Origin of the sequence: Marinobacterium iners DSM 11526, assembly GCF_900107855.1 — a bacterium.
GTDB classification, from domain to species: Bacteria; Pseudomonadota; Gammaproteobacteria; order Pseudomonadales; family Balneatricaceae; genus Marinobacterium; species Marinobacterium iners.
The window spans coordinates 317,964-343,828 of the sequence record NZ_FNRJ01000002.1 but is presented as its reverse complement, the minus strand read 5'-3'; the positions used below and the strand labels follow the sequence as shown (position 1 = coordinate 343,828).

The 25,865-nt window shown below is 55.5% G+C and carries 20 protein-coding genes; 15 read left to right on the top strand and 5 right to left on the bottom strand.

Features of this window, described 5'->3' with window-relative positions; translation table 11 throughout:
* Positions 1-76 precede the first annotated feature (76 nt).
* A complete protein-coding gene (locus tag BLV48_RS04575; RefSeq protein WP_091823769.1) occupies positions 77-640 on the top strand; it encodes a hemerythrin domain-containing protein in 564 nt (187 codons plus the stop codon).
* On the opposite strand, the gene BLV48_RS04570 is transcribed toward BLV48_RS04575, so the two are convergent.
* Positions 637-1,251, bottom strand: a complete 615-nt coding sequence (locus tag BLV48_RS04570) for a riboflavin synthase subunit alpha (protein ID WP_091823766.1) — start codon at positions 1,249-1,251, stop codon at positions 637-639. The two genes, BLV48_RS04575 and BLV48_RS04570, sit on opposite strands and share 4 nt — an antisense overlap.
* 80 nt (positions 1,252-1,331) lie before the next feature.
* Here BLV48_RS04570 and BLV48_RS04565 point away from each other — a divergent pair, with 80 nt between their 5' ends.
* The gene (locus BLV48_RS04565; RefSeq protein ID WP_091823764.1) at positions 1,332-2,222 is read left to right on the top strand and encodes a TIGR01777 family oxidoreductase; all 891 of its coding nucleotides are present in this window, start codon (positions 1,332-1,334) and stop codon (positions 2,220-2,222) included.
* Positions 2,223-2,232: 10 nt separating this feature from the next.
* On the opposite strand, the gene BLV48_RS04560 is transcribed toward BLV48_RS04565, so the two are convergent.
* A complete protein-coding gene (locus tag BLV48_RS04560; protein ID WP_175527581.1) occupies positions 2,233-3,891 on the bottom strand; it encodes a BatD family protein in 1,659 nt (552 codons plus the stop codon).
* 204 nt (positions 3,892-4,095) lie between these two features.
* Between BLV48_RS04560 and BLV48_RS04555 the strand changes: the two genes are divergently transcribed.
* From BLV48_RS04555 to BLV48_RS04545, 3 genes are all read left to right on the top strand, one after another.
* Positions 4,096-8,955 carry an NAD-glutamate dehydrogenase gene (locus BLV48_RS04555; protein WP_091823759.1) on the top strand — a complete coding sequence of 1,620 codons (4,860 nt, stop codon included), beginning with the start codon at positions 4,096-4,098 and terminating at the stop codon, positions 8,953-8,955.
* Positions 8,956-9,177 (top strand): DUF2835 domain-containing protein, encoded by a 222-nt coding sequence (locus BLV48_RS04550; protein WP_091823756.1) that lies wholly within the window; start codon positions 8,956-8,958, stop codon positions 9,175-9,177.
* 67 nt (positions 9,178-9,244) lie between these two features.
* Positions 9,245-10,273 (top strand): quinone-dependent dihydroorotate dehydrogenase, encoded by a 1,029-nt coding sequence (locus BLV48_RS04545; RefSeq protein WP_091823753.1) that lies wholly within the window; start codon positions 9,245-9,247, stop codon positions 10,271-10,273.
* Positions 10,274-10,332: 59 nt separating this feature from the next.
* Here BLV48_RS04545 and rmf read toward each other — a convergent pair whose 3' ends face one another.
* Positions 10,333-10,539: a ribosome modulation factor gene (gene rmf / locus BLV48_RS04540; protein ID WP_091823749.1), complete on the bottom strand. Its 207-nt coding sequence runs from the start codon at positions 10,537-10,539 to the stop codon at positions 10,333-10,335.
* 327 nt (positions 10,540-10,866) lie between these two features.
* On the opposite strand from rmf, the gene rlmKL reads away from it, so the two are divergent.
* The gene (gene rlmKL / locus BLV48_RS04535; RefSeq protein WP_091823746.1) at positions 10,867-13,020 is read left to right on the top strand and encodes a bifunctional 23S rRNA (guanine(2069)-N(7))-methyltransferase RlmK/23S rRNA (guanine(2445)-N(2))-methyltransferase RlmL; all 2,154 of its coding nucleotides are present in this window, start codon (positions 10,867-10,869) and stop codon (positions 13,018-13,020) included.
* Positions 13,021-13,252: 232 nt separating this feature from the next.
* A complete protein-coding gene (locus tag BLV48_RS04530; RefSeq protein ID WP_091823743.1) occupies positions 13,253-14,464 on the top strand; it encodes an ammonium transporter in 1,212 nt (403 codons plus the stop codon).
* 53 nt (positions 14,465-14,517) lie between these two features.
* On the opposite strand, the gene BLV48_RS04525 is transcribed toward BLV48_RS04530, so the two are convergent.
* Complete coding sequence (locus tag BLV48_RS04525) at positions 14,518-15,000, bottom strand: FKBP-type peptidyl-prolyl cis-trans isomerase (RefSeq protein ID WP_091823740.1); 483 nt, start codon at positions 14,998-15,000, stop codon at positions 14,518-14,520.
* Between the two features lie 250 nt (positions 15,001-15,250).
* Between BLV48_RS04525 and BLV48_RS04520 the strand changes: the two genes are divergently transcribed.
* From BLV48_RS04520 to BLV48_RS04495, 6 genes are all read left to right on the top strand, one after another.
* A complete protein-coding gene (locus BLV48_RS04520; RefSeq protein WP_091823737.1) occupies positions 15,251-16,219 on the top strand; it encodes an NAD(P)/FAD-dependent oxidoreductase in 969 nt (322 codons plus the stop codon).
* A 75-nt stretch (positions 16,220-16,294) separates the two neighbouring features.
* Entirely contained in the window at positions 16,295-17,215 is a 921-nt protein-coding gene (locus BLV48_RS04515; RefSeq protein ID WP_091823845.1) for an AAA family ATPase, read from the top strand.
* A complete protein-coding gene (locus BLV48_RS04510) occupies positions 17,208-18,176 on the top strand; it encodes a DUF58 domain-containing protein (RefSeq protein WP_175527580.1) in 969 nt (322 codons plus the stop codon). The genes BLV48_RS04515 and BLV48_RS04510 overlap by 8 nt, the downstream gene beginning before the upstream one ends.
* Positions 18,173-20,158 (top strand): transglutaminaseTgpA domain-containing protein, encoded by a 1,986-nt coding sequence (locus BLV48_RS04505; RefSeq protein WP_091823730.1) that lies wholly within the window; start codon positions 18,173-18,175, stop codon positions 20,156-20,158. The genes BLV48_RS04510 and BLV48_RS04505 overlap by 4 nt, the downstream gene beginning before the upstream one ends.
* On the top strand, positions 20,158-20,844 hold the full coding sequence (locus BLV48_RS04500) for a M48 family metallopeptidase (RefSeq protein WP_091823727.1): 687 nt from the start codon (positions 20,158-20,160) through the stop codon (positions 20,842-20,844). The genes BLV48_RS04505 and BLV48_RS04500 overlap by 1 nt, the downstream gene beginning before the upstream one ends.
* Positions 20,845-20,964: 120 nt before the next feature.
* Positions 20,965-22,779, top strand: coding sequence for a methyl-accepting chemotaxis protein (locus BLV48_RS04495; RefSeq protein ID WP_091823724.1), 1,815 nt, complete (start codon positions 20,965-20,967; stop codon positions 22,777-22,779).
* Between the two features lie 10 nt (positions 22,780-22,789).
* Here the strand turns inward: BLV48_RS04495 and BLV48_RS04490 are convergent, their stop codons facing one another.
* Entirely contained in the window at positions 22,790-23,587 is a 798-nt protein-coding gene (locus tag BLV48_RS04490) for a response regulator (RefSeq protein ID WP_091823722.1), read from the bottom strand.
* 239 nt (positions 23,588-23,826) lie between these two features.
* Here BLV48_RS04490 and BLV48_RS04485 point away from each other — a divergent pair, with 239 nt between their 5' ends.
* Both BLV48_RS04485 and BLV48_RS04480 read left to right on the top strand, forming a co-directional pair.
* Positions 23,827-25,014 (top strand): MFS transporter, encoded by a 1,188-nt coding sequence (locus tag BLV48_RS04485; protein WP_091823719.1) that lies wholly within the window; start codon positions 23,827-23,829, stop codon positions 25,012-25,014.
* A 3-nt stretch (positions 25,015-25,017) separates the two neighbouring features.
* The gene (locus BLV48_RS04480) at positions 25,018-25,857 is read left to right on the top strand and encodes a class II glutamine amidotransferase (RefSeq protein ID WP_091823716.1); all 840 of its coding nucleotides are present in this window, start codon (positions 25,018-25,020) and stop codon (positions 25,855-25,857) included.
* Positions 25,858-25,865: the final 8 nt, after the last annotated feature.

The window sequence follows — 25,865 nt, the reverse complement described above, 5'->3', positions numbered from 1 at the left end:
AGCTTGATCCCTGTCAAGATGAGGCAATGAGACTCGTCTATAGTGAAGTAAAGCAAGCTGTAGCGGAGACACCAACATGACAATTCTGTCAGAACTGCATCAGGATCATATCAACCTGAACCGTCTGCTCGAAATACTGACGCTGAAAGTAGAGCGGTTGCGTGAAGGCAATCACCCGAACTTTTCATTGATGGCGGACGTGGTGGCGTATGTCGGCAGCTATGCCGACCAGCATCACCACCCGCGTGAAGATGTGATGTACGAACACTTCCGTGGCCGTGATGCTGACTTGGACAAGGGTTTTGACCAGTGTGAAGCCGAACACGCAAAGCTGAAACAACTGTCTCATGACTTGGCCGAGTCCATTGATGCGATCCTGCATGACGCCGTGATGCCGATGGATCGGTTCACCGATCAGCTGGATGAGTTTGTCAGTACCGAGCGCCAGCATCTGGATTTTGAAGAGCGAGAACTGTTCCCCGGTATTCGCAAATTGGCCGGTGATACTGACTGGCAACAGCTTGAAGAAGCGTTGCCGTTGCCTGAAGACCCGCTTTTCGGTGAAAAGCAGGCTGCCGAGTACCGTGATCTCTATCGTGCTTTGATGGAAGATATGAACCGCAACGGCGCGGCGCACTAGCCGCGCTGTGCCATATAAAGGTTGACCGTATCAACGATCGCCTGAGTCTGCGGATCAACCTCCAGATTGACCCTGGCGCCCGGTTGCAGGCTGCCGAACGTTGTCTGCGAAAGGGTTTCCGGTATCAATGATATACCGAACTCACCCCGTTGGTTATCGACCTCAGCCAGGGTCAAGCTGCAGCCGTTCAGACCGACAAACCCCTTGGGGAGCAGGTAGGGGGCCGCAGCTTGTGGAATTTCAAAGTGAATATGGTGGTTGTGCTCGCTTGCTTCGATTCGGCTGATGCGTGCGCAGCACAAGATATGTCCGGACATCAGGTGGCCGCCTATTTCATCACCAATGCGGGCGGCACGCTCAAAGTTGACTCGGTCGCCGGGTTTCAGCTCACCCAGGTTGGTCAACTCTAGCGTGGTATCAATCAAGTCAAAGCAGACATGGCGACCCTTGAACGAAGTGATGGTCAGGCAGGTGCCATTAACTGCAATGCTGGCACCGGTCTCCAGGGCGCTTGCACGGGCAGGTGGCAGCTCCAGTTCCAGTTGCATGAAACCTTCGTGGCGACGGCAGGCGATAACCTCGGCGGTGCCCTGAACAATGCCAGTAAACATGTTGTGCTAACCTCTATACATCAGATCTGATCCGGTATTGGGAGCGTAAGTTTAACCCAAAGCCGCACGGAGAATAAAAAATGCGTGTATTGATTACAGGTGGTAGCGGGTTTATAGGACAGGCCCTGAGTACGGCCCTCATCGCCCGTGGAGATGATGTCATCATCCTCAGCCGGTCGCCGGAGGCCGTGCCTGCACGCAAGCGAGTACAGGCTGTAGGGGCTTTGCATCATATTGAAAACCAGGTTGATGCGGTCATCAACCTGGCGGGGGCACCAATTGTCGATAAACGCTGGAGTGATGCACGCAAGCAAGTTTTGCGTGACAGTCGTATCCAGCTGACCGATGCACTGGTGAACTGGATGCGACAACAGTCACAGCCACCGGCTGTTCTGGTCAGCGGCTCCGCTATTGGCTATTACGGCAGTCATGCTGATGAAGTGCTGGAGGAGAATGCTGAGCCAATGCCCGGATTTGCCCATGAGCTTTGTCGTGACTGGGAGCAGGCTGCCCTTGAGGCTGAATCATTCGGCGTACGTGTCTGTCTGATCAGGACTGGAGTGGTGCTGGGACCAGAAGGTGGGGCGCTGTCAAAAATGCTGCCAGCATTCCGGCTGGGTCTGGGTGGTCCCATTGGTGATGGCAAACAGTGGATGTCCTGGATCCATCTGGACGATGAGGTGGGTGCCATTATTTATTTGCTGGACAATCCTTCTCTCCACGGGCCGTTTAACCTGACTGCACCAGAGCCGGTGCCTAATGAAGTGTTCAGTCGAACATTGGCGCGTGTTTTGCGTCGACCTGCGTTTATGCGTGTACCCGCGACGATAATGAAACTAATGCTGGGCGAGGCCAGTGAGTTGTTGGTGGAAGGCCAGCGAGTTGTACCTGAAAACCTCCACACCGCCGGCTACGAGTTTCAGCAACCACGGCTGGAGGACGCACTGCGAAAGGTGCTGGATGTGAAATGAGGTAAGGGCCTCATGACACCATCAAAAGATCCTGTTCGCGAGAGTCCATACTCGGCTCCGCGTTGCGCAGGCGTCTGCGACGCATCGTTTCCAGTGCTTCAAGTAACAGGTCACCCTGCCACAATGTTGGTTCGTGGCGCAGGTGATGTTCCAGATCCATAATCAGAAAGTCCAGCGCCTGGCTACCCGCCGCTTCGCACAGGGACGTAAGGGAGTGCACATGGTGATCAAGCCAGAATTGCTGTCCCCAGTCGATCAAGCGTTGTTGAGTGCTGCCGGCATCGTTCTGCTGGCAGGCAATGGCCAGTGCCTGAAAGGTGTTGCGCTCCGCCTGCTGGTGTGATCGGTGCAACTGCGCTGCCTGTGCTGCCTGCACTTCCTGGCTGGCAGCCTTGTCACGGTTACGCAGCTGGCGCAGCTGATGCCAACTGTAAAGCCAGCCCAGAGAGCTGATGATGCTCAGTAGCCCAAGACCTGCGACCAGCATCCGCGAAGGGCTGCTCGGGTTGGCAGCGTCTCGGGCTACGGGTGTGCTTGAGTCTGTAACGGGTGGCAAGGACACCATGTCGATCTCCAGCTGTCTGCCGGGCAGCGTCAGAATTTGCCCTCTGTCACTGAGTGTGTTCCACCAGTGAATATCGATGGCGGGCAGAACCAGTCCGCCTTCACCCAACGGCTCAATCAAGATCCTTTCCGTGCGAGTGCTCACCAGCCCCTGCGGGGTTGCCGTTTCCGTCAGGCTGACATCTTCAGTACGGGCAAATGCTGAGTCCAGCTCTGCAACAAACAGGGAGGGCAAGGCATCGGCGGGCAGGCCAAGTGCTGTCAGGCTGATCTCGCGGACAAAGCTTTCACCAGGTTGCAGGCTGTCAGGCAGAGGAGCCTGTTCCTCGAAGCTGAGCCGCTCTGCTGGCAACCAGTAGCCACGCTGGCTGTGATGTGCCTGTGGCAGTACCTCTATCTCGAAACTTTCCACGGGGGTCAGTGCAATCGCATTTGGGGTAACATCGCTTTCATCGTCAAGAACCAGCCGTGCTCCTCGCAGGGTGTGCAAGCCCTCGTTTGAAGGAAAAAGCGCAAAGGCCTGTTCGGTAATCTGCCAACTTTCGCCACCGCGATCGGTTTCGTAACTGCGCTTTTCCGTCAGAGGTATGACCAGCGCCTCGGGCAGTTGGGGAGGCTGGAACCGGGCTGATTCAGGCAGTGGTTCTGTATGAAATACCCGCGCGGTATACAGCAGCTGAGCATGGCTGTAGATCTGATCCTGACTCAGTAGGCTGTCCATAAACAGGTTGCCGCGGTTCCGTGTCGGAGCGAGGTTACCTGTTACCTCAACTTCCATGGGGGCACTCAGATCGCTACCCAGTCGCAGGGGCGGAATCCGGATTTTGCCCGTGGTGCGGGGACGCAATTGCAGTTCCCAGCGCGTTCGTACGGCACGGCTGGAGGAGGAGTGGCTGGAAATGATGACCTTGCGGCTGCTGAGTACACTGAAGTCTCCTTCAAGTGGAGTCAGATCAGGGCGTTGCTCCAGCTGATCAGTTGCTTCCAGTGTCAGGGTCAGTACATCGGCGGCCGTTAGAGAGTAGCGGTCGAGCGAGGCGCGCACCTCAGCCCAGGCTGGCAATGAACAGCTCAGCAGTAACAGCAATGCCAGCAATGAACGCATCCGCGACTCCATTGTGGTGCAGAAAGAATTTAACAAATTCAGGTCATTATCAGTCATCATCTCGGCCAGATCAATTTCATGACCGTATCGCTTCGAACGAGGGAGATGTTTGCTATCCGTAAGGATGACTTCAGGCAGGCTTTAACTATACTGCTGAAAACAAAGCGCTTTCACTCAGGACGAACTCAGAATAAGAGGATGCTTATGTCCCGGCAACGTGCAGACAGCAAAACCGAACTCATGCAGCAACTTAAGGCGACCATTCGGCAGCGGTTGCCCAAGGAGCGGGCAGCACTTCTTGGAAGCTTCGTTGATCACTTCTTTGCCCATGCGGCAGATCAGGATCTTGGCAGCTGGCGCCTCGATGATCTTTATGGTGCCACACTGGCGATCTGGCATTTTCTGCAGCAGCGTTCTGCAAGTGAAGAGATCAAGGTCAGGGTGTTCAATCCTGACTTTGAGCGGCATGGCTGGCAGTCGACCCACACCGTTATCGAGGTAATGCAGCCGGATATGCCCTTTATTGTTGACTCGCTGAGGATGGAGCTGAACCGTCGAAACCTTACCATTCACGCGATCATCAATACGGTTTTCAGCATCCGCCGGGACAAGAAGAAAGGTGAGCTGCAGGAATTACAGCCGCGTAATGTGGCGTGCAAGGGCGGTGAACCCGAATCGCTGGTTGTCATTGAAGTGGATCGTCATACGGATCCGGCTCAGCTGGAAGAGCTGCGTAAGAGCTTGCTTGAGGTGCTGGGTGAAGTCAAGGCAGCGGTAACGGACTTTGATGCCATGCTGGCCAAGGCGCATGAGCTGCTTCAAGAATATCAAAAGATTCCCGAGGGACTGGAAGAAGAGGATGTTGTTGAAGCCCGCGACTTTATTTCATGGCTGAAAAACCATTTCACCTTTCTAGGATACGATGAACTGACCCTGACCGGCGAAGGCAAAAGCCGCCAGCTGGAGCCAGTATGCGACAGCTGCCTGGGTCTGTTTAAACAGCAGGATGGCAGTTGCCATCCGGGTGTGCTGCCATCCGGTGATCGAGAGGATGGCGGGTTTACGCTGATTCCTGATCTGATGTCATTTACCAAGTCATCCCGGCGCTCACGCGTGCATCGGCCAGCTTACCCTGACTACATCAGCATCAAACGGTTTGATGCCGAGGGGCAGCTGGTAGGTGAGTCACGTTTTCTGGGACTTTATACGTCATCGGTCTATCTGCATGGCGCCACCGATATTCCCGTCGTCAGGCGCAAGATCAACGCGGTAATGGAGCGCTCAGGCCTGCACAGGCAAGGGCATGACTGGAAAGAGCTGAAACAGATTCTCGAAATTCATCCGCGAGATGATTTGTTTCAGGCAAGTGTTGAAGAGCTGTTTGATACCGCCATGGGGATTTTGCAGATTCATGAGCGACGTCAGATCAGGCTGTTCCTGCGGCGTGATTATTATGGCCAGTTTTTCTCTGCGCTGGTGTATGCCCCGCGTGAGGTGTACAGCACCGATTTCAGGCAACGCGTGGAACGCATTCTTCAGCAACAGCTTGGCTGCGACCAGGCCGAGTTCACGACATACTTTTCCGAATCTGTATTGGCCCGTACTCAATTCATTCTGCGGACCAGCAACCATCAGGAAGTTACTCGAGAGTTTGATGTGGCCGATCTTGAGCGGCGCATCACTCAGGCGGCCAGCAGCTGGAGCGAAGAGCTGTACGCGGCGCTGGTCGAAAGTCTGGGTGAAGAAAAGGGAATAAAAACCTACAACCATTTTTGCAGCGGTTTTTCGGCGGGCTACCGGGCGGACTTTTCACCGCGTGCGGCGGTGGTCGATATTCAGTATATCCGTCGATTGACCGAAGACGCGCCGATTGCACTGAGCTTTTATGAAGCGCTTGAGCGTGAGCCAGATGAATTGAACTTCAAGCTCTATCATTTTGGACAGGCGCTGCCGCTGTCAGATGTGCTGCCGGTACTGGAAAATCTGGGTCTTAGAGTTATCGATGAACACCCCTACCAGGTGGAAACAGACGGACGCTGTATCTGGATTCACGACTTCAATCTGCGCTACACCGGCAAGCAACAGGTTACGGCCGAAACCATGCAGAACCTGTTCGAAGATGCTTTCCTGAATATCTGGAACGGCAATACCGGTAATGACGACTTCAACAAGCTGGTGCTTGGGGCGCAGCTGCACTGGCGTCAGGTTGCGCTGCTGAGGGCTTATGCCGGCTACATGAAACAGATTCGCTTTCCGATCAGTCAGGAAGCGATCAGTCTGGCGCTCAAACATCATGTGGCGCTGGCACGACTGCTGGTGGAGCTGTTTGCTGCACGCTTCGACCCTGACAGGGCCGATCCCAAACGGGAAGACAAGTTGGAAGCGGATATTCTTCAGGGGCTTGAAGAGGTCGCCAGTCTGAACGAAGATCAGGCAATCCGTCAGTATCTGGCACTGATACGTGCCACATTAAGAACCAACTTCTACCAGCAGCTTGGTGGTCAGCCCAAGCCCTATCTGTCGTTAAAGCTTTCGCCGCGTGATATTCCTCACGTGCCCGAGCCTCGGCCCTTGTTTGAAATTTATGTGCATTCTCCGCGGGTGGAAGGGGTGCATCTACGCGGTGGCAAGGTTGCCCGCGGCGGGTTGCGCTGGTCTGATCGCCTGGAAGACTTCCGTACCGAGGTGCTGGGGCTGGTCAAGGCTCAGCAGGTGAAGAACGCGGTTATTGTTCCTGTCGGTGCGAAGGGTGGCTTTGTCGCGCGACATCTGCATTCGGATATGAGTCGTGAAGCCTGGATGGAGGAGGGCGTAAGCTGTTATCGCACCTTTATTCGTGCTCTGCTGGATATAACCGACAATCTGATTGAGGGTGAGGTCGTACATCCCAAGGCAGTCGTACGCCACGACGAAGACGATACCTATCTGGTTGTGGCCGCGGACAAGGGCACTGCAACGTTCTCTGATATCGCCAATGAAATTGCCGCCGATTACAATTTTTGGCTGGGTGATGCCTTCGCCTCCGGTGGCAGTCAGGGGTATGACCACAAGAAAATGGGCATTACCGCACGTGGCGCCTGGGTATCGGTAGAGCGGCATTTCCGTGAATTGGGGCTGAATACGGCAAAAGAGCCGTTCACATGCATTGGGATCGGTGACATGTCTGGCGATGTGTTTGGTAACGGCATGCTGCGCTCGGATCAGATCAAATTGGTGGCCGCGTTCAATCATTTGCATGTTTTCATCGACCCTGACCCGGACCCCGCGGCTTCATTCAAGGAGCGTCAGCGTCTGTTTGAGCTGCCACGCTCGGGCTGGGGGGACTATGACGCCAAATTGATCTCCAAAGGCGGTGGTATCTTTAATCGCAGCGCCAAGTCGATCAGTTTGACGCCAGAAATCAAGCGGTTGACCGGTCTGACTTCAAGCCGAGTTACACCCAATGAGCTGATCTCGGCCCTGCTGTGTGCCGAGGTGGATCTGATCTGGAACGGTGGTATCGGTACCTACATCAAGGCCAGCGATGAAGCTCATGCCGATGCGGGTGACAAGGCCAATGATGGCCTGCGAGTCGATGCGCCGCAGGTCCGCGCGCGCGTGGTTGGAGAAGGGGGTAATCTGGGGCTGACCCAGCGTGCGCGTATGGAGCTGGCATGCAATGGCTGCCGCCTTAATACCGATTTCATTGACAACGCAGGTGGCGTTGACTGCTCCGACCACGAAGTGAATATCAAGATTCTGCTGAATCAGCTGGTGGCCAGTGGTGATATGACCGCACGCCAGCGTAACAAGCTTCTCAGTGACATGACCGATGATGTCGCGGAGCTGGTGCTACAGAACAACTACCGTCAGGTACAGGCAATTTCACTGGCAGAGGCGCGTTCTGCAAGCTCCATGGCTGAGTACAGGCGCTTTATCAATGCGCTGGAATCTCAGGGGAAACTCAAACGCAAGCTGGAATTCCTGCCGGCAGATGAACAGTTGGCCGACCGGCAGAACAATCGTCAGGGGTTCAGTCGACCGGAACTGTCAGTGCTGGTTTCCTACAGTAAGGCTGATCTCAAGGAGCTGTTACTGGCGTCTACGGTGCCGGATGATCCCTATCTGGCGCAAGAGCTGGCCACGGCCTTTCCTGCACGAATCTGCAAAACCTATTCTGATGCCCTCAATGAACATCGACTGCGCCGCGAGATTATTGCCACTCAGATCGCAAATCAAATGGTCAATCTTATGGGCATCAACTTTGTTGATCGCTTGCTGACCTCTACGGGAGCCGACATAGAGCATGTGGTACGTGCCTATGTTTTGGCTCGGGATATTTTCAATCTGAAGCCGCTGTGGCAAGAGATTGAAGGGCTTGATTACAAGGTTAAGGCCGATGTGCAGCTTGAGATGATGCATGATCTGCAGCATTTGATTCGGCGCGTGACGCGCTGGTTTGTTCGTAACCGTCAAGGTACGCTCGACTGCGCCAAGGAAGCCGAACATTTTAGCCCCTGCTTGGTGAGATTGGTGCCTGAGCTGGGCAACTTGCTGAGTGGGCAGCCATTGGAAGTGTGGCAGAGTGCACATGACCGTTATGTCGATGCAGGCGTTCCCGAGAAGCTGGCGCAGCGTGTCGCTGGCTCAAGAGCATTGTATCCGCTGCTGGGCATCATAGAAGTGGCGCATGATTGCGAAGTGTCTGTAGAACTGGCAGCAAAAGCACATTTCAGCATGGGTGATGCGCTTGAGTTGCAATGGTTCAGCACTCAGCTAAACGATCTGGATGTGAACAGCTACTGGCAGGCTCTTGCGCGGGACAGTTTCCGTGATGATCTGGATACTCAGCAACGCGCTCTGATTGCGACCCTGTTTGCCCCAGAAGGCAAGCTGGACCAGTCGGGGCTGGAAGCGCGCCTGGATGCCTGGCAGGAGCAGAATCAGCCGCATGTGGAGCGCTGGCTTAACATTTTGACCGAGTTGAAAAATGCCAGTGTTCAGGATTACGCAATGTATACTGTCGCCACACGAGAGCTGGCCGATCTGGCCCGCTGCAGTAGCTTGACGGAATCCAGTGGCTAGATGAACGAAATAATTGTTGATCTCAGGATCAGCAGTGAAGAATTCTTGAAAGTGTATCGGGGCCCGTCCCGGGTGGTATCAACCCGCGCCCGGGACGGTCGTCGAGTACAGTTCCCGGCCAATATTCTGCGCCCCTGGCTGCTGCATGAAGGCATCAGGGGCACCTTTCGCATCCGCTTCAGTGACGCAGGCAAACTGGAGGATATCCAGCGCTTGAGTTGAATGGTGTTCATAACCCGGCCGCTCGCCTATAATGTGGCCTCAGTTTATAACCACCTCAGTGACTCTCATGCTCTACGACCTCGCACGCGCACTCATGTTCAGGCTTGACGCCGAAACCTCGCACGAACTGGCATTGGGTAGTATGAACCTTGCTGCCTCTCTGGGTTTGCCTCGCCTGTTGGGTGCTCAGCAAATTTCGCTGCCAACCAAGGTGATGGGCATTCGCTTTCCCAACCCGGTTGGGCTTGCGGCGGGTCTGGACAAAAACGGTACCGCCGTCGATGGCCTGGCTGCCATGGGCTTCGGCTTTATTGAGGTGGGTACGGTAACTCCCAGGCTACAGCCGGGTAATCCAAAGCCTCGACTGTTTCGGATTCCGGAGTACGATGCCATTATCAATCGTATGGGGTTCAACAACGCAGGCGTTGATCAGCTGTTGAAGAATCTTGATCGCAGCCGGTACAAGGGTGTTTTGGGCATCAATATCGGCAAGAACAAGGATACTCCGAACGAGCAGGCGGATCAGGACTATCTGGTTTGCATGCGCAAAGTGTATTCCCGTGCCAGCTACATTACGGTAAATGTTTCATCGCCCAACACGCCGGGCTTGCGTACACTGCAGTTCGGAGATTCGCTGAACAGTCTGCTGGATGCTCTGAAAACCGAACAGGCCAGGCAGGCCAGTCTGCATGGACGTTATGTACCCATTGCGGTCAAGATTGCTCCGGACATGAATGATGAAGAGCTGGGGCTTGTAGCCACCGCTCTCAAAACCTACGAGATGGATGGTGTGATTGCCACCAACACTACGCTGTCACGCGAGGGGGTTGAAGACAGCCCACTGTCGGATGAGGCGGGTGGCCTGAGTGGCGCACCGGTACGCAATCGTTCTACTGAGGTGATCAGGACACTGGCTTCACATCTGGATGGTGCTCTGCCGATCATCGGTGTGGGGGGAATTACCGAAGGCTTTGATGCTGCCGAGAAAATCGAGGCGGGCGCCAGCCTGGTGCAGATCTATACCGGATTCATCTATCGTGGGCCGTCACTGGTACGGGATTCGCTTGAAGCAATTGAACAGCTTAAGCGAGGTTGAACTCGGCGGCAGGCCTGCGAGCAGGCCTGCCGTTCAGATTTAAGAGGTGAGTTGCACCGTCAGTGCATTGAAGGGTTGTGTTGGATAGCAGAAACGCCGGACATTCCACTCCAGTGCGCCTCACGTCCTTCGCGCCAGCCACTCATCCAGTGACTGCGCAGCTCAACTGTCTGGACTGGGCATTCCTCACGGGAACGCCCGTTGATGCCAGCCATGAATCCACGATTAAACAGAGTAGAGGTACGATCCCGTTTCTGTTTCTTCATACTTTGCGCCTCACATATTCTGATTATACTGTCCCCGACGTTAAGGTAACTGCATGGAACGGGGATGCGCTTTACGGTTTTCTGTCGTGACGTCACACCCCTATTGATATCTGAAAAAACAGGCCGTGGCGATTTAAATAAACTATGTTGTTACAGTGTTGTAATAAAATTTATCCGAGCGCAATTGCAGCATCGGTTATTAAATCAAGTGCTTAATCCGAATTGCTGCAGTTGCGGCGCTTGAATGAATTTTTTTCACTTTCATGACAGGTCGTTACCTGCAGACAGTAAAACATCGTCATGACCAGGTCGGAGCTACTCCAGACAATGCAACTTTTCATCACCTGTCCCAAGGGGCTGGAAAATCTGTTACAGGACGAACTGACTCAGCTGGGTGCTGCCGAAGTACGTCAGACCGTCGCGGGTGTGTCCTGTGAGGCCGAACTTGAAACCGCTTACCGCATCTGCCTCTGGTCTCGGCTTGGTAACCGGGTGTTGATGCCGCTGGCAGAAGGTGAGGTGCCGGACGCGGATGCACTGTATCAGCTGGTACAGACCGTGGACTGGCTTGAGCATCTTCGTCCCTCCGGCACTCTGACGGTGGATTTTAATGGCCGTTCTGACGCGATCAACAACACTCACTTTGGTGCACTGAAAGTCAAGGATGCCATTGTGGATCAGATTCGCTCTGCAACTGGACAGCGTCCGAGTGTAGAGCGCAACCAACCCGATCTGCGCATCAATGCTCACCTGCAGCGTAACCGGGCTACGGTGGCACTTGATCTGTCTGGGGACAGCCTGCACCGGCGCGGCTACCGCCTCAAAGCCGGTGCGGCACCGATGAAAGAGAACCTGGCCGCTGCCGTGTTGATTCGGGCGGGCTGGCCCGCCGCTGGCTTTGATACGCTACTGGATCCCATGTGCGGCTCAGGTACTTTGCTGACGGAAGCGGTACTGATGAGCGCCGATATCGCGCCTGGCCTGTTTCGACAGACATTTGGTTTCAGTCGCTGGCCGGGGCATGATTCCCGTCTTTGGCAGCAGCTGGTTGAAGAAGCCCGCCAGCGTCGTGAAACCGGTCTGGTAAAGGTACAGACGCAGTTCTATGGTTTTGATGCCGATGCCAGTGTGCTGTCGCGGGCTGAAGAAAACGCCCGCCGTGCCGGTGTCGCTGAACTGATCCGATTTGAACGCCGGCCACTGGATCAGTTACAGAGGCCAGAGGGAGGCGCCAAAGGCCTGCTGATTACCAATCCACCCTATGGTGAGCGCCTCGGCGAAACCCAGGAGCTGATGTTCCTGTACCGTTTGTTGGGCGAGCGACTGAAACAGGACTTTGCCAACTGGCAGGCTGCTGTATTTACCGGTAACCCTGACCTGTGCAAGGTGATGAAGCTACGGGCGGAGAAACAATACCGGCTGTTCAACGGCACCATCGACAGCAAACTGCTGCTGTTTACCGTACATGAGCAATCGGAAGAGCAGCGTGAGGAAGCCCGGCAGCGGCTGGAACAGGGCAGCGAGACCGTTGCTTTGTCCGAACAGGCGCAGATGTTTGCCAACCGCCTGAAAAAGAATCTGAAACAGCTGTCCCGGTGGGTGAAGCGAGAGTCGATCAGCTGCTACCGTGCCTATGACGCTGACATGCCCGAATATGCCGTCGCCGTGGATATCTATCCAGACCACGCCGTGGTTCAGGAATATGCACCACCTGCGTCCATTGATCCGGTCAAGGCGTTCTCGCGACTTCAGGATGTGATGCTTGCCGTTCCGCAGGTGCTTGAACTGCCGCCGGAGCGGGTGGTTCTGAAGCAACGCAAGCGTCAGCAGGGCCAGCAGCAATATGAGCGCCAGGACCAGACCGGTCATTTCATGACAGTCATTGAGCATGGCTGCAAGCTGCAGGTTAATTTGCACGATTATCTCGATACCGGTCTGTTTCTTGACCATCGCCCGGCTCGGCTCAAAGTGCAGCAGTTGGCGGCGGGCAAGGATATGCTGAATCTGTTCTGCTACACCGCCAGCGCCAGCGTACATGCCGGTGTGGGCGGGGCGCGCAGTACCACCAGTGTGGACCTGTCTCAGACCTATCTGGACTGGGCTCGGCGCAACCTGGAGCTGAACGGCCTGCCGAAGGCGCAACATCAGCTGATCCGCTCGGACTGCCTGCAGTGGCTGCAGCAGCCACACCAGAATCGCTATGATCTGATCTTCATGGACCCGCCCACTTTTTCCAATTCGAAGCGGATGGATGATGTGCTGGATGTGCAGAGAGACCACGTGCAGCTGATCAAGGGTGCGATGCAGCTGCTGCGTGATGATGGTCTGCTGATTTTCTCCAATAACTACCGCCGTTTCAGTATCGATCGTGAGGCGCTGGCGGACTTTGAAATCCGGGATATTACGGCCCAAACACTGGACCCGGACTTCAAGCGCAACGCCAGAATTCACAGTTGCTTTGAAATTCGTCATCGTCGCTGATGCACTGCCACGGGGCTTTTATCGCCCGACTGCACTGAACTGGCACAAAAACTGCTTGATTTTGCACCAATGCTCTGCACGGCGCTGGTGCAAATTGTACACATTGGTGCGTAAACCCAGTCACCACGCCGTCTGAGCCATTCAATTTACTTCGGGTGTTGATTCAGGTGGTGCTGTATTGCGGTGCAGTTGCCTCTTGATGGTGCATCCGTCAACAGACGGAGGGGATCGAGTGGAATCCATCAGCAGTGCAATCTCGCAGCTGTCGCAGAGTGCCAATACTCTGTTTATCCTGTTGGGCGCCGTTTTGGTATTTGCCATGCATGCCGGCTTCGCATTTCTTGAAGTGGGAACGGTACGTCGCAAGAACCAGGTCAATGCACTGGCCAAGATCATGAGTGATTTTGGCTTTTCAGCGCTGGCATACCTGTTCGTAGGCTATTGGTTGGCCTACGGAATCACGTTCTATGACAGTGCTGCCGTGCTATCCCGCGACAGCGGCTATGAGCTGGTAAAGTTTTTCTTTTTAATGACCTTTGCCGCTGCGATTCCTGCCATTATCTCCGGTGGAATTGCCGAGCGTGGTCGCTTCTGGCCGTTCTTGATAGCCTCAACTCTGGTCGTTGGGCTGGTATATCCGTTGTTCGAGGGTATTGCCTGGAATGGCAATTTTGGTGTTCAGGCCTGGCTGGAGGAGCACTTCGGGGCACCGTTCCATGATTTTGCCGGCTCTGTTGTGGTGCACGGTGTTGGTGGGTGGTTGGCACTGGTTGCAGTACTGTTGCTGGGCATACGTCATGGTCGCTACAAGGGGGGCCGGCTGGTTGCGTTCCCGCCGTCGAATATTCCGTTTCTGGCACTGGGTGCCTGGATTCTGTGTATTGGCTGGTTCGGTTTCAACGTCATGTCGGCTCAGACGCTGGATGGTGTGTCCGGTCTGGTGGCAATGAACAGTCTGATGGCGATGGTTGGCGGTATCGTGAGTGCGCTAATTGCGGGGCGCAATGACCCGGGCTTCATTCATAATGGCCCGCTGGCGGGTCTGGTGGCTGTCTGTGCCGGATCTGATCTGATGCACCCACTGGGCTCTCTGGTGGTCGGTAGTGTGGCCGGTGCGCTGTTTGTGTGGACGTTTACACTGATACAGAACCGCTGGAAGATCGATGACGTGCTGGGGGTGTGGCCGTTGCACGGCTTGTGTGGTGTCTGGGGAGGCGTTGCCGCCGGTATCTTTGGCAGTGAAGCACTGGGTGGGCTGGGCGGTGTCAGCCTGGTTTCACAGCTGCTCGGATCTCTGCTTGGGGTTGTGATTGCAGTGCTGGGTGGTCTGGTGGTCTATGGTGCCATCAAATCATTGGTGGGTCTGCGTTTGACTGCTGAGGAAGAGTTCAATGGCGCGGATTTGAGTATTCACAAGATTGAAGCAACATCTGACGATCGTTGAAAACAAAAATGCCCGGCATGGCCGGGCATCCTGATCAGTGCTGAGCTCCGAACTCAGTGCTGGTGTCCACCGGCACCGTGAACGTGACCGTGCTCAAGTTCTTCTTCAGATGCTTCACGTACTTCAACAACTTCTACGTCAAAGCTCAACGTCTGGCCTGCCAGCGGGTGGTTGCCATCCAGCGTGATGTTCTCGCCTTCAACCTTAACCACAGTCACGGGCTGTTCACCCCAAGGGGTCTGAGCCATGAACTGCATGCCCACCTGTACATCATCGATACCGGCAAAGGCGCTGCGATCAACGTCCTGAACCAGCTCTTCGCGCATAGGACCATAGCCTTCTTCAGGCTCAACGGTTACCTGCAGGCTGTCACCCACGGCCTTGCCGAGCAGGGCGTTTTCCAGTCCCGGGATGATGTTGCTGGCGCCGTGCAGGTAGGCAAGTGGCTCTTGGCCATTGGAGCTGTCCAGCACGTTGCCTTCTGCATTGGTCAGAGTGTAGTGGATGGATACAACGGATTTGTCAGCGATCTGCATCAGGGTCTCTCCTGGTGATGCGGAGATGCGTCGATGCACAGGCTCCCGGTCGATCAACCCCTGCCAGTGATGACACAGGGCTCAGCGAGCCGAAAACAGGGCAGCTTGGCAGGGCTCCCGGTTGGTTTGGGGCAACATGCTAACGGCCCGGCAGAGCAGGTGCAACCCGCAGCGGCCTTCAGGCATGATCTCAAGCGACCAAAATGGCGTAGTATGAAAAATTTTTTAGAACATCAAGGAGCATTGGTCGGTGAAGCAGGGAGAACGGGTGGCAATTATAGGTGCGGGGCTTGCCGGTGCGCTGGTGGCTGAAGGACTGCATCGCTTTGGAGCGCAGGTAACCGTTTTTGACAAAAGCCGGGGTACTGGTGGTCGCTTGGCGGCCGCGAGGTTGGGTGAGCTGAGTATGGATCTGGGAGCACCCGGGCTTAATCCATCTCAACGCAGTGCTCTGGCGGCACTGTTGCCAGGAGCGTCAATGCCACCCCTGTTCCACTGGCAACCCATTGCTGTGGATTTTAATCTGAAGCCTGTGGCGGCTAAACAGCTTTGGATGGCCCAGCCACGCAGCAGTGGTCTTACCCGCGCCCTGTTGAATGGAGTTGAGCTCAATACCCGTGTCCGTATTGCTCGGATCGAGTTTTCGGATGAAGAGGGGTGCGTTCTGGTAGATGATGCCGGTACCGCTCAAGGTCAATTCGACAGAGTCGTAATCGCTACACCGGCCCCTCAGGCGGTATCTCTGCTGGAGTGTGAGCCTGCGCTGCAGCGGGCCGTTCGAACAGTGGAGATGGAGCCTTGTTGGATGTTATTGCTGCAGCTTGAGCAGAGACCTGATCGGCTGGCACAGGTAGAATGGCTGGAGGGGGAGCATTCCTTGCTGCAAAGGCTCTGGCGCGATGGCAGCAAGCCCGGCCGCAGTGGCGAAACCTGGGCGGTTGAGGCCAGAGCTGACTGGAGCAGGCGTCATGTTGGTGATACGCCCGAGCGGGTTCAGGCTGAATTGTTACAGGCGTTTTCGGCGTTGTGCATGCAGCCGGCTAAACCGGTCCAGAGCCGTATTCATCGCTGGCTTTATGCCCATGCCAGACAGCCGGTGCTGTCATCATTCTGCAGTGATGATGCCCGTGTACTGGTCTGTGGTGACTGGGTGGCTGGTGGCGGCATCGAAGGCGCCATCGCGAGTGCTCGTCAACTGTTGGAGCGGATCCGTTCCTGAGCTATGCTGGTTCAAATGGAGGCTCTGCAGTTAGACTGTGGTTATGACAGGGAGGAGATAACTGTGACTGATCAACTGCGACACAAGGTGGAAAATGCACTGAGCACGCTGGGACAGGTGTTGTTGGGCAAGGATGAGCAGCTGCGCCTGGCACTGACTTGCCTGCTGGCAGAGGGGCACTTGCTGATCGAAGACCTGCCCGGTATGGGCAAAACCACTCTGGCGCATGCCCTGGCGCGCGTGTTGGGGCTGGACGACAAGCGAATTCAGTTCACCAGCGACATGCTGCCGGCCGACATCCTCGGTGTGAGTGTTTTTGAACCCGGCAAGGGCAGTTTCCGCTTCCATCCTGGCCCGGTTTTTACCCAGCTTCTGCTGGCGGACGAGATCAACCGCAGCACCCCCAAAACCCAGTCTGCACTGCTGGAGGCGATGGAAGAGGGGCAGGTCAGTATTGAGGGTGAACGTTATCCGCTGCCTGAGCCTTTTTTTGTCATCGCGACCCAGAATCCATCTACCCAGTACGGCACCTTTCCATTGCCCGAGTCCCAGCTTGATCGGTTTCTGATGCGTATTGCCCTGGGTTATCCAGCCCCGGATGTTGAACGGCGCCTGCTGACGGGCGGGGATACTCGCCAGCATTTGGGGGGACTGTCACAATGCTTGACGCCAACTGAATTGTCACTGGCTCAGGCGGCGTGCCGTGATGTACATGCCTCTTCCAGCTTGATTGACTACGTGCAGCGTCTGTTGCAGTACACCCGTGATGCGCCCGGCTTCAGTTATGGGGTTTCACCTCGCGGCGGGCTGGCTCTGTTGCGCTGCGCACGCTGCTGGGCCTGGCTGGATGGGCGAGATCACCTGGTGCCGGAAGATGTTCAGGCGGTACTCGAAGCGGTGGTCGGTCATCGCGTGCGGGCAGCAGAGGATGTGGCGGGTCATGAAAGCCGTCGGCTGGTGTCAGAGTTGATGGCGGAGGTGGATGTTCTTGGTTGATACACTGCGATCACGGCTACAGGGACGTGTTCGACGCTGGGCGCTGAAGCGCTACCCGCGCAGTCGCAGTGTGACACTGACCCAAAAGCGCATTTTCATTCTGCCTACCCGTGCCGGCGCCGGTTTCATGTTGCTGCTGCTTATGTTGTTGATAATGGGCGTCAACTACGAAAACAACCTGATCTATGCCATCACCTTTCTGGCAGCCGGGGTATTTCTGGTCTCCTGCCTGCACACTTACAGCAACCTGGCCGGCATAAAGTTGCAGGCACTTCGTGGCAACAGCTGTTTTGCAGGTGAGCAGGCCGGTTTCGAACTTGAACTGGATCATCAGGCTGGGCGGCAGCCTGAGCAGATACGATTGCAGTTTGAGCAGGGCAGCCCTCTTTTGATTGATCTGGAACACAGAGGTCAGCGTCTGGAGCTTTTCTGTGCTGCACCTGAGCGAGGCTGGTTGGATCCCGGTGGCTTGAAGCTGGAAACCTGTTTTCCGCTGGGATTGTTCAGAGCCTGGACCTGGGTCAGCCTGGAGCTGCAGGCACTGGTTTATCCCAAGCCTCTTGGGGGAGAGCTTCCGGCTCCTGATGGCGGCGGCCAGTCGGGTGAAACCGGCTTGCAAAAGCGGGATGGCACAGATGATTTCACAGGTCTTGAACAGTTTCAGCCAGGGATGTCGCTGCGTCAGATTGACTGGAAAAGCTATGCCCGCGGGCTGGGTCTTCAGGCCAAGCAGTTTGGAAGTCAGCAGAGCCCGGATATCTGGCTGGACCTTGAGGCCTGTCCAGGAAATCTTGAGCAGCGTCTGTCGCGCTTGACCTACTGGGTGCTGGAACTGTCCAGACGAGAGCAGCGCTTCGGACTCAGGCTGGGAGCCCTGGAGCTGCTCCCCGAGCAGGGTGACAATCATCGCTATGAAGCTTTGAAGCGACTTGCGCTGTATGGTCGTGGAGGTCGAGCATGAGGCACGTCCAGATAAGTCGAAGTGCGGTGATCCTGCAGCTGGTGACATTTGTTGCTGTGCTGCTGCCCCATCTGAACTGGTTGCCAATCTGGACCACCCTGTTGGCTCTGGCCATGGTGGGTGCACGACTGATGATCCATACCGGCCGCTGGCCCTTTCCTCACTGGCTGATCAAGCTGGCACTGATCGCCGCCAGCACCGTTGGCCTGATTATCAGCTTTGGTGGCAATGCGGGTCCTGAAGCGATGGTCGCACTGCTGGTTTTGGGACTGGCACTTAAACTGATCGAGATCTATCATCGCCGTGATGCGCTGATTTTGCTGTTTGTGGCCTTGTTTGTACTGGCGACGGCGTTTCTGTTTCATGAAAGTGTCTGGGTCGCCGCGTACGTATTGCTGGTGGTCTGGCTGTTGCTGGCTGCCCTGTGTGCCATTCACCAACGACCGGAACGCACGGAATGGCTGCCACCCTTCAAGCGTGCCTTTGGGTTGCTGCTGCCGGCACTGCCACTGATGTTGGTACTGTTCCTGCTGTTTCCGCGGCTGGAGCCTTTCTGGTCAGTGGAGATCAGCTCTCCGCGTGCCACCACCGGCTTGTCAGACAGTATGAGCCCTGGTGATGTGAGTGACTTGGCGCTGTCAGATGCGCTGGCGTTCAGGGTGAGTTTTGATGGCAATCAACCACCTGCTCCAGCTCAGCGTTACTGGCGAGCGCTGGTACTGGGCCAATTTGATGGCCGAAGCTGGCGTCAGGCTTCGCTGGATCAGCGCAAGCAATTGCGAGAGGAAAAACTGATTACGGAGGCTGAGCCGCTGGGTTATGAAATCGTGCTGGAGCCCAGTGGCATGCCCTGGCTGATGGCGTTGGACTTGCCGATGGCTCAGGCACAGGGGCAGCGGATGACGCCGTTCAAAACACTGGTGAGCAATGCTCCATTGGAGCGGCGTACTCAGTATCGGCTTGAATCGGTGCAGGATTATCGGCTCCAGCCTCTGCTGACACAGCAGGAGCAACAACACTACCTGCAGTTGCCGCAAGTGGGTAATGATCGCAGCCGGGAGCTGGCAAGACAATGGCAGCAGGACAGCAATGGCGAGCCTGAGCTGTTTATTCGTCAATTGATGAATTATTTCAACCGTGAATTTGAGTACACCTTGGCACCCGGGGTGTTGGGGCGTGACGGTATCGATCAGTTCCTGTTTCAGACCCGTCGCGGTTATTGTGAGCACTTTGCTGGTGCCAGTGTCTTTATGCTGCGCTCAGCCGGGATTCCGGCTCGGGTGGTCACCGGTTATCAGGGTGGGGAGTGGAACCCTTACGAGAACTACCTGCAACTGCGCCAGTACGATGCCCATGCCTGGACCGAGGTGTGGCTGGAAGGGCAGGGGTGGATACGGCTTGACCCGACTGCAGCCGTGGCACCGGAGCGAATCGAATCCTCCGCGGTACAGTATTTTCAGCAGCGGGGTGATACCGCATTCAGCGGCGGGCGTGGTTTCAGGCTGCAGGCTGAGTGGGCTCGCCAGCTGCAGCAACGCTACGAAGCCTTCAATTTTGCCTGGCATCGATGGGTGTTGAACTACCAGAGTCAGCAAACGGATCTGCTCAAGGACTGGTTGGGTGGACTGGACTACTGGCGCATGATTCTGGCTCTGATGCTGCCGGCTACCGCCGTTGTGGCAGCCGTTATGGGCTGGCAATTGCGTCAACGCCTCAGAGCGGGTCGCAAGGATCCCTTCGAACGCAGGTTGCAACGGTTACAGGCCGTGCTGGGGCAGCAGTTTAAACCGCGTCAGCCCTGTCAGTCCCTGACAGGCTGGCTCCGGGTTCTGGCTACTCTATGGCCAGAGCAACAGGGCAGGCTGGAGCAACTAGCCAGGCTGGACGAACGGCAGCGCTATGCTCGTGACAGCGATCAACAGCTGCGCCAACAAATGTTGCCGCTGGTTGATCAGTTGCTGCGCGCAGCGCGGGAGCGGTGATGACACACGCTTACCAGCTGATCCGCAGCCGCAAGCGTAAAACCCTGGGCATTCGCATCCGTGATGCCGAAATTCAGGTGCGTGCTCCAACCGGTGTCAGTCGAGATGAAATTGATCGATTTGTACTCAGTCGCAATGACTGGATCAACCGTCACTTGAGTCATCAGCGGGAGCAGCTCAGCCGGTATCAGATCCAGATTAGTCAGGGTGGTCGTGTAATGTTGGATGGACGCTGGTTGGCACTGGAGTGGCAGAGAGCCGCCCGAAACGAAGTGCGTCAGCTGCCGGAACAATTAAAACTGACCCTCTCGGCTAGGGTGCGCCGTGAAGAGCGTGAGGCCGTGCGAGCTCTGCTGCAGCAGTGGTTTCGGGTCGAGGCTGAAGCGCGTTTGATCCCGCGCTGTCAGGAATTGGCCCAGATAACCGGATTGATACCGGCGAGCATTAGCATCGGCAGCTGGCGAGCACGCTGGGGACAGTGCTCCTCAAAAGGTGAAATTGGTCTGAACTGGCGTTTGTTGCAGCTAGAGCCCAGGCTTCAGGATTACGTCATTCTGCATGAGTTGTGTCACCTGCAACAGATGAACCATGGTCCGCGTTTTCATGCTCTGCTGGCGCATCATTGCCCCGCACACATTCAATTAAGAGCTGAGTTGGCTCAATATACTGTCTGTTTGAACTGGTAGTCTTGATACCTAAGGAGGATGGCACCTCGCTTGTATCTGTGGCCAAAATAGGTCACTTCGTCGCAGGAGGCCGCAAAGCGAGCCATCCCCTGTGCCTATAACGATAAGAAAGAGTGTCTGATGAGTCTCTATACAGCTATTGAGAAGGCCGCTTTCAATACATTGACCAAAAAAATTGTGGGCAATGTCATCTTCCTGCTGTTACCCCATCTGGTTCTGATTCTGGTTGGCATCTATTACGCTGCCGAGCTGCGCCAGCTGCTGCACAGCCTCGATCTGAATGAAACCCAGCTTGGCGCGATCGAAAGCAGTCTTATTGCCTTGATGTTTGCGACCGGTACCACTGTAACGCTGGCGCTGCTGGCGGGCATCTTCACCATCTTTTTCATGCGCCATCTGTTTCTGCGCCCGATTCGTGAAATTACGTCGGTGCTGCGTGCAATCAAGGAGGAAGATGGTGATATTTCAGCCACCTTGCCGGAATACACCCATGATGAAATTTCCGAAATGGCGGCGGCCTACAACGAGTTTTCGGCCAGTCTTAAACGGATGATCGCCGAGAGTCAGCGCCGCTCAGTAAGCGTAGCGCTCTGCGCAACGCGACTGCAGAAGGTGGTGATTCAGGCGCATGCTTCGGCGGAGCGTCAGGAGGGACAGGCCCAGCTGGTATTTCAGTCCAGTCAGGAGTCGACCCAGGCGATTGACGAGATCGCCCAGAGCACACTCACCATCAGTGAACAGAACAACAGCAACATGCAGGAAGTGCATGGCTCCAGCGAAGAGCTCAAACGGGTTCAGGAGCAGGTCAAAGCGGTGTGCGATCTGGCGGTTGGGTTCCAGCAAACGGTGGACAAGCTCAGCGAGAACTCTGGCAATATCACCAGTATTCTGTCCATGGTGAAGGACTTTTCCGATCAGACCAACCTGCTGGCCTTGAACGCATCCATTGAGGCCGCCCGTGCGGGCGAGGCGGGGCGTGGTTTTGCTGTCGTGGCAGATGAGGTGCGCAACCTTTCACAGAAGGTCAGTGCCGCTACCCAGCAGATTGACAAAAACATCAGTGAAATGGCGGGTCTGGTCGAGAGCACTCGCAGCAGTGCCCACAATATTCTGGAGTACGTCGAGAACACGGATCAGTTCATTGTCAGTACCAATGAACAATTTGCCCGCATGGTACATGACTTCGAAGAGGTTAACGCACAGCTGACCGGTATCAGTGCCGCCATTGATGAACTGTCACACACCAACCGGGAATCGCATAGTCATGTGCGTGAGATTACCGAGCTGTCCGGTGGCATCCGTGATGAAATGGCGCAATCGCGCACCTATTCTGAAGAGCTGGAAATCTCGACGGAAGAAACCCAGGAGCTGCTGTCACGTTTCATTATCGGCTATGGTGGTTTTGAGCGCATGATTCAGACCGGCAAGCACTGGGCACAGGAAACCGTTGACGCGATGCAGAGGCTGCAGGCCGAAGGCGTGAATCTGTTCGATCACAACTACCGCTGTACCAACAAGGGGCAGAAGCCTGAGAAGTTCGACTGCAGCTACACTAACCGCTTTGAGCAGGCGCTGCAGCCTTTGTTTGACCGTTTTATCACCGAGCGACCCGAGTTTATCTATGCCATTACGGTGGACAAGAATGGTTATGCGCCGGCACATCACTCCAAGGTTTCGAAGCCTCTAACCGGGAATTTTGAGGTTGATAACCTGCAAAGCCGCAATCGGCGCATTTTCAATGGCAACCGTGCCGAGAAGCGCCGGGCTTCTCACACTTCACCGTTCCTGCTGCAGACCTTTGTACGTGATACCGGTGAGGTGCTGAATGATTTGTCGATTCCGATCTACCTTAATGGTCAGCACTGGGGGGCACTGATCATGGGCTTTAACCCTGAGCAGTTGTTGCGGGATACGGAAGAGAAAACGGTGAACTGATCTTTAAAGATCAGTTCACCGCTACCAGCTGACGCACCAGCTGCTTGAGCATGTCGTAGTTGAGCGGTTTGTTGCAAATGGCAGAAACCCCGGCACTTTGAACAGCAGCCAAACGGCTTTGATTCTGCTCAGAGGTGATCATCATCACCGGAACAGTCGGCTGATCGCTGTAGTGGCGAATATGCTCTACCAGCTCCAGACCATCAATATTCGGCATGTTGTAGTCAGAGATCACCAAATCAAAGCGCTGCTGTTTCATTATCTGCAGTGCTTCGGCCCCATCTTTGGCTTCAATGACATTATTGATCCCGATGGCGTTCATGCTGCGGCGGACAAACTTGCGTGACATGACACTGTCATCCACCACCAGCACCTGCATGTCTTCCAGCTCATCATTATCCAGCGGCTCGGTTTCCTGAGTATCGCGTATATAGTGCATGGTGTTGCGCAGGGCCACTTCCAGTTCTTCACGCCGAAACGGCTTCGGCAGGATGGCGATGGAACCGGCTTGGCGAATCGGCTCCAGATAGCGGTAGTGGGTTTCCGAAGAGATCAACAGGAAAGTGACGTCGGTCAGCTCGGCGCTGGCACGCATGCGGGTTACCAGCTCAGTGCCGGTCATGTCCGGCAGGTGCATGGAAGAGACAACGATATCCGGCACTACATGTTGCATCCGCTCAAGCGCGGGACCGGCCTCTTCAAATGGCTCAATCTCACGTAGCCCGACGTCTTTGAGCATGTCGATGATGATATGCCGTTGAAGTCGTGAGGGCTCAATTACCAGTACCAGAAGTTCATCGAGGTTCATATCAGTTCAATCCATTCTGACTTGAATCAGTCCCAGACCCCGGTCGTGAGTCTGATGTTCAGCTTTTATCTACAGTATACAGGGGGAACTGCCTGTGTTTAGTGTCTCAGATTATCAACATTAGTGCCGCCTTTTCCGTATTTTTTTGCCCCGGTTTGGCTCAGGGATCCGCTACGGCTTGCATCAAGGGGAGATATCGCCGTTAAATAGCTGGCTTTGGTCTTGGATGGAATAAGTATATGAATCGCCATGTCTGGTTATTGGCACTCTGTCAGGCATTGTTGAACACCGGCAATGTATTGCTGGTATCGGTCAACGCCCTGATCGGTCTGCAGCTCGCACCGGCCAGTGAGTGGATTACGCTGCCAGTGGCGTTTCAGTTCATAGGTCTGATGCTGGCGACCATTCCCGCTTCGCTGATCATGCAGCGTATCGGGCGGCGCAACGGCTTCTTTCTGGGCAACCTGATAGGCTTCAGCGGTGCTTTGCTCTGCCTGTTGGCGCTGCAACAGCGTTCATTTGTGCTGTTCTGTACGGGTACCGCCCTCCTTGGGGTGGGCATCGGCTTCGGCATGTTGTATCGCTTTGCCGCCGTTGAAGTGTGCAACAAGGGCTATGAAAGTCGTGCCATTTCCATGGTAATGGTGGGTGGGGTGGTTGCGGCCATTCTGGGGCCCAATATTGCCGTTTACAGCCGTGACTTCGAGATTGGTGCCGATTTCAGTGGCGCCTTTGCCGTACTCGCCGGACTGTATCTGCTGGCACTTGTACTGCTGACGCAAATTCGAATTCCGCCGATGCAGCAGGGGACGAATGGCGAAGTAAGACCGTTGCGGCAAATCCTGCTGCAGCCAAGGTTTTTGCTGGCGGTGATTGTGGGCATGACAAGTTATGCGGTTATGAACCTGCTGATGACAGCAACTCCGCTGGCGATGGATCGTTGTGGCTATGCCTTTTCCAGTGCAGCCAACGTCATTGAGTGGCATGTGTTGGGAATGTACCTGCCATCCTTCTTTACTGGCCAGCTTATTCGTCGTTTTGGCGAAGTGCGCCTTATGCTCTGTGGTGCGATCATCATGCTGGTGTGTATTGGCATCAACCTGCACGGTGTCAGCGAGTGGCACTTCTGGAGCGCGCTGTTCCTGCTGGGTCTGGGCTGGAACTGGATGTTCATCTGCGCAACCTCCTTCCTGACCAAGGCCTATCGGCCGGCTGAGAAGGCGCGGACTCAGGCCGCCAATGAATTTCTGGTATTCGGGACGGTCACCTTTTCGGCGCTGGCAGCTGGCTGGCTGGAGTCCAGCCTGGGTTGGCAGGCGATGAACGCATTGATGATCCCGGTAGTGGGTTTTACCCTGTTGGCAATCCTGTTGCTGGAGCCCTTGCGTCGACAGCAGGAAGTTCCGCAACCAGCTGGAGTATCCTGAATCATGTGTGAGCTGCTGGCGATCTCAACGGCTGAACCTGTGCATTTGTCACTTTCACTGGAACGCTTTGCTCGTCATGGTGGGCTGGAAGGTCCTCATGGCGATGGCTGGGGTTTTGCCTGGTATGAGGGAGCAGATGTCCAGCTGATTCGTGAAGCGGCCGCTTGTGCTCACAGTGAGACGGCGCACTGGCTGCGGGAGCGTCATCGACCTTCAAGTCTGTTTGTCGGCCATATACGGCATGCCACTCAGGGCGAACTGGCACTGCGCAATACCCAGCCGTTTCAGCGAGAAGCCTCAGGACGCATGCACCTGTTTGCACATAATGGTGATCTCAACCAGTTCATACATAACCCCAAGCGTTTTCCCACTGGTGGTTACCGTCCCGTGGGTGAAACCGACTCCGAACGTGCCTTCTGTGTACTGATGAATCGCATCAGTGCCGTTTGGCAGGATGGGCGTCCCGATCCGGAAGTACGACTGGCGGTGGTGGCCGATTTTGCGGCACGCATGCGCCAGCTCGGTACGGCCAACTTTCTCTACTCAGACGGAGAGCTGTTGTTTGCCCACAGTGACCGCAGGCGTCAGGCAGATGGCACTGTTTCGGCGCCAGGACTGCATCTGCTGGAGTGTGACGAAAGTGGTAACGCCCATATAGACGGTATCGAGATTGAACCGCTGCGTAACAACCCCGGCGTAATGCTGGCAAGCGTGCCTTTGGATGGACGTAGCTGGCAGCCATTGCCTGAAGGAGAGGTGATGATGTTTCGCGATGGGGTGCTGCTGGATCAGTGCCCGCGCCTCTCTCTTTGGAGTGAGGCACGGGAACAGCTGGAATACTGAACGACCGG

Bases quoted from the DNA above. Each gene is read 5' to 3' on its own strand.
- BLV48_RS04525 (WP_091823740.1), bottom strand. From the start codon at position 15,000: ATGCAGATCGCTGACAAATCCGTTGTATCCATCCACTACACTCTGACC.
- BLV48_RS04565 (WP_091823764.1), top strand. From the start codon at position 1,332: ATGCGTGTATTGATTACAGGTGGTAGCGGGTTTATAGGACAGGCCCTG.
- BLV48_RS04575 (WP_091823769.1), top strand. From the start codon at position 77: ATGACAATTCTGTCAGAACTGCATCAGGATCATATCAACCTGAACCGT.
- BLV48_RS04485 (WP_091823719.1), top strand. From the start codon at position 23,827: ATGAATCGCCATGTCTGGTTATTGGCACTCTGTCAGGCATTGTTGAAC.
- BLV48_RS04505 (WP_091823730.1), top strand. From the start codon at position 18,173: ATGAGGCACGTCCAGATAAGTCGAAGTGCGGTGATCCTGCAGCTGGTG.
- rmf (WP_091823749.1), bottom strand. From the start codon at position 10,539: ATGAAGAAACAGAAACGGGATCGTACCTCTACTCTGTTTAATCGTGGA.
- BLV48_RS04495 (WP_091823724.1), top strand. From the start codon at position 20,965: ATGAGTCTCTATACAGCTATTGAGAAGGCCGCTTTCAATACATTGACC.
- BLV48_RS04545 (WP_091823753.1), top strand. From the start codon at position 9,245: ATGCTCTACGACCTCGCACGCGCACTCATGTTCAGGCTTGACGCCGAA.
- rlmKL (WP_091823746.1), top strand. From the start codon at position 10,867: ATGCAACTTTTCATCACCTGTCCCAAGGGGCTGGAAAATCTGTTACAG.
- BLV48_RS04490 (WP_091823722.1), bottom strand. From the start codon at position 23,587: ATGAACCTCGATGAACTTCTGGTACTGGTAATTGAGCCCTCACGACTT.
- BLV48_RS04570 (WP_091823766.1), bottom strand. From the start codon at position 1,251: ATGTTTACTGGCATTGTTCAGGGCACCGCCGAGGTTATCGCCTGCCGT.
- BLV48_RS04500 (WP_091823727.1), top strand. From the start codon at position 20,158: ATGACACACGCTTACCAGCTGATCCGCAGCCGCAAGCGTAAAACCCTG.
- BLV48_RS04480 (WP_091823716.1), top strand. From the start codon at position 25,018: ATGTGTGAGCTGCTGGCGATCTCAACGGCTGAACCTGTGCATTTGTCA.
- BLV48_RS04550 (WP_091823756.1), top strand. From the start codon at position 8,956: ATGAACGAAATAATTGTTGATCTCAGGATCAGCAGTGAAGAATTCTTG.
- BLV48_RS04555 (WP_091823759.1), top strand. From the start codon at position 4,096: ATGTCCCGGCAACGTGCAGACAGCAAAACCGAACTCATGCAGCAACTT.
- BLV48_RS04560 (WP_175527581.1), bottom strand. From the start codon at position 3,891: ATGCGTTCATTGCTGGCATTGCTGTTACTGCTGAGCTGTTCATTGCCA.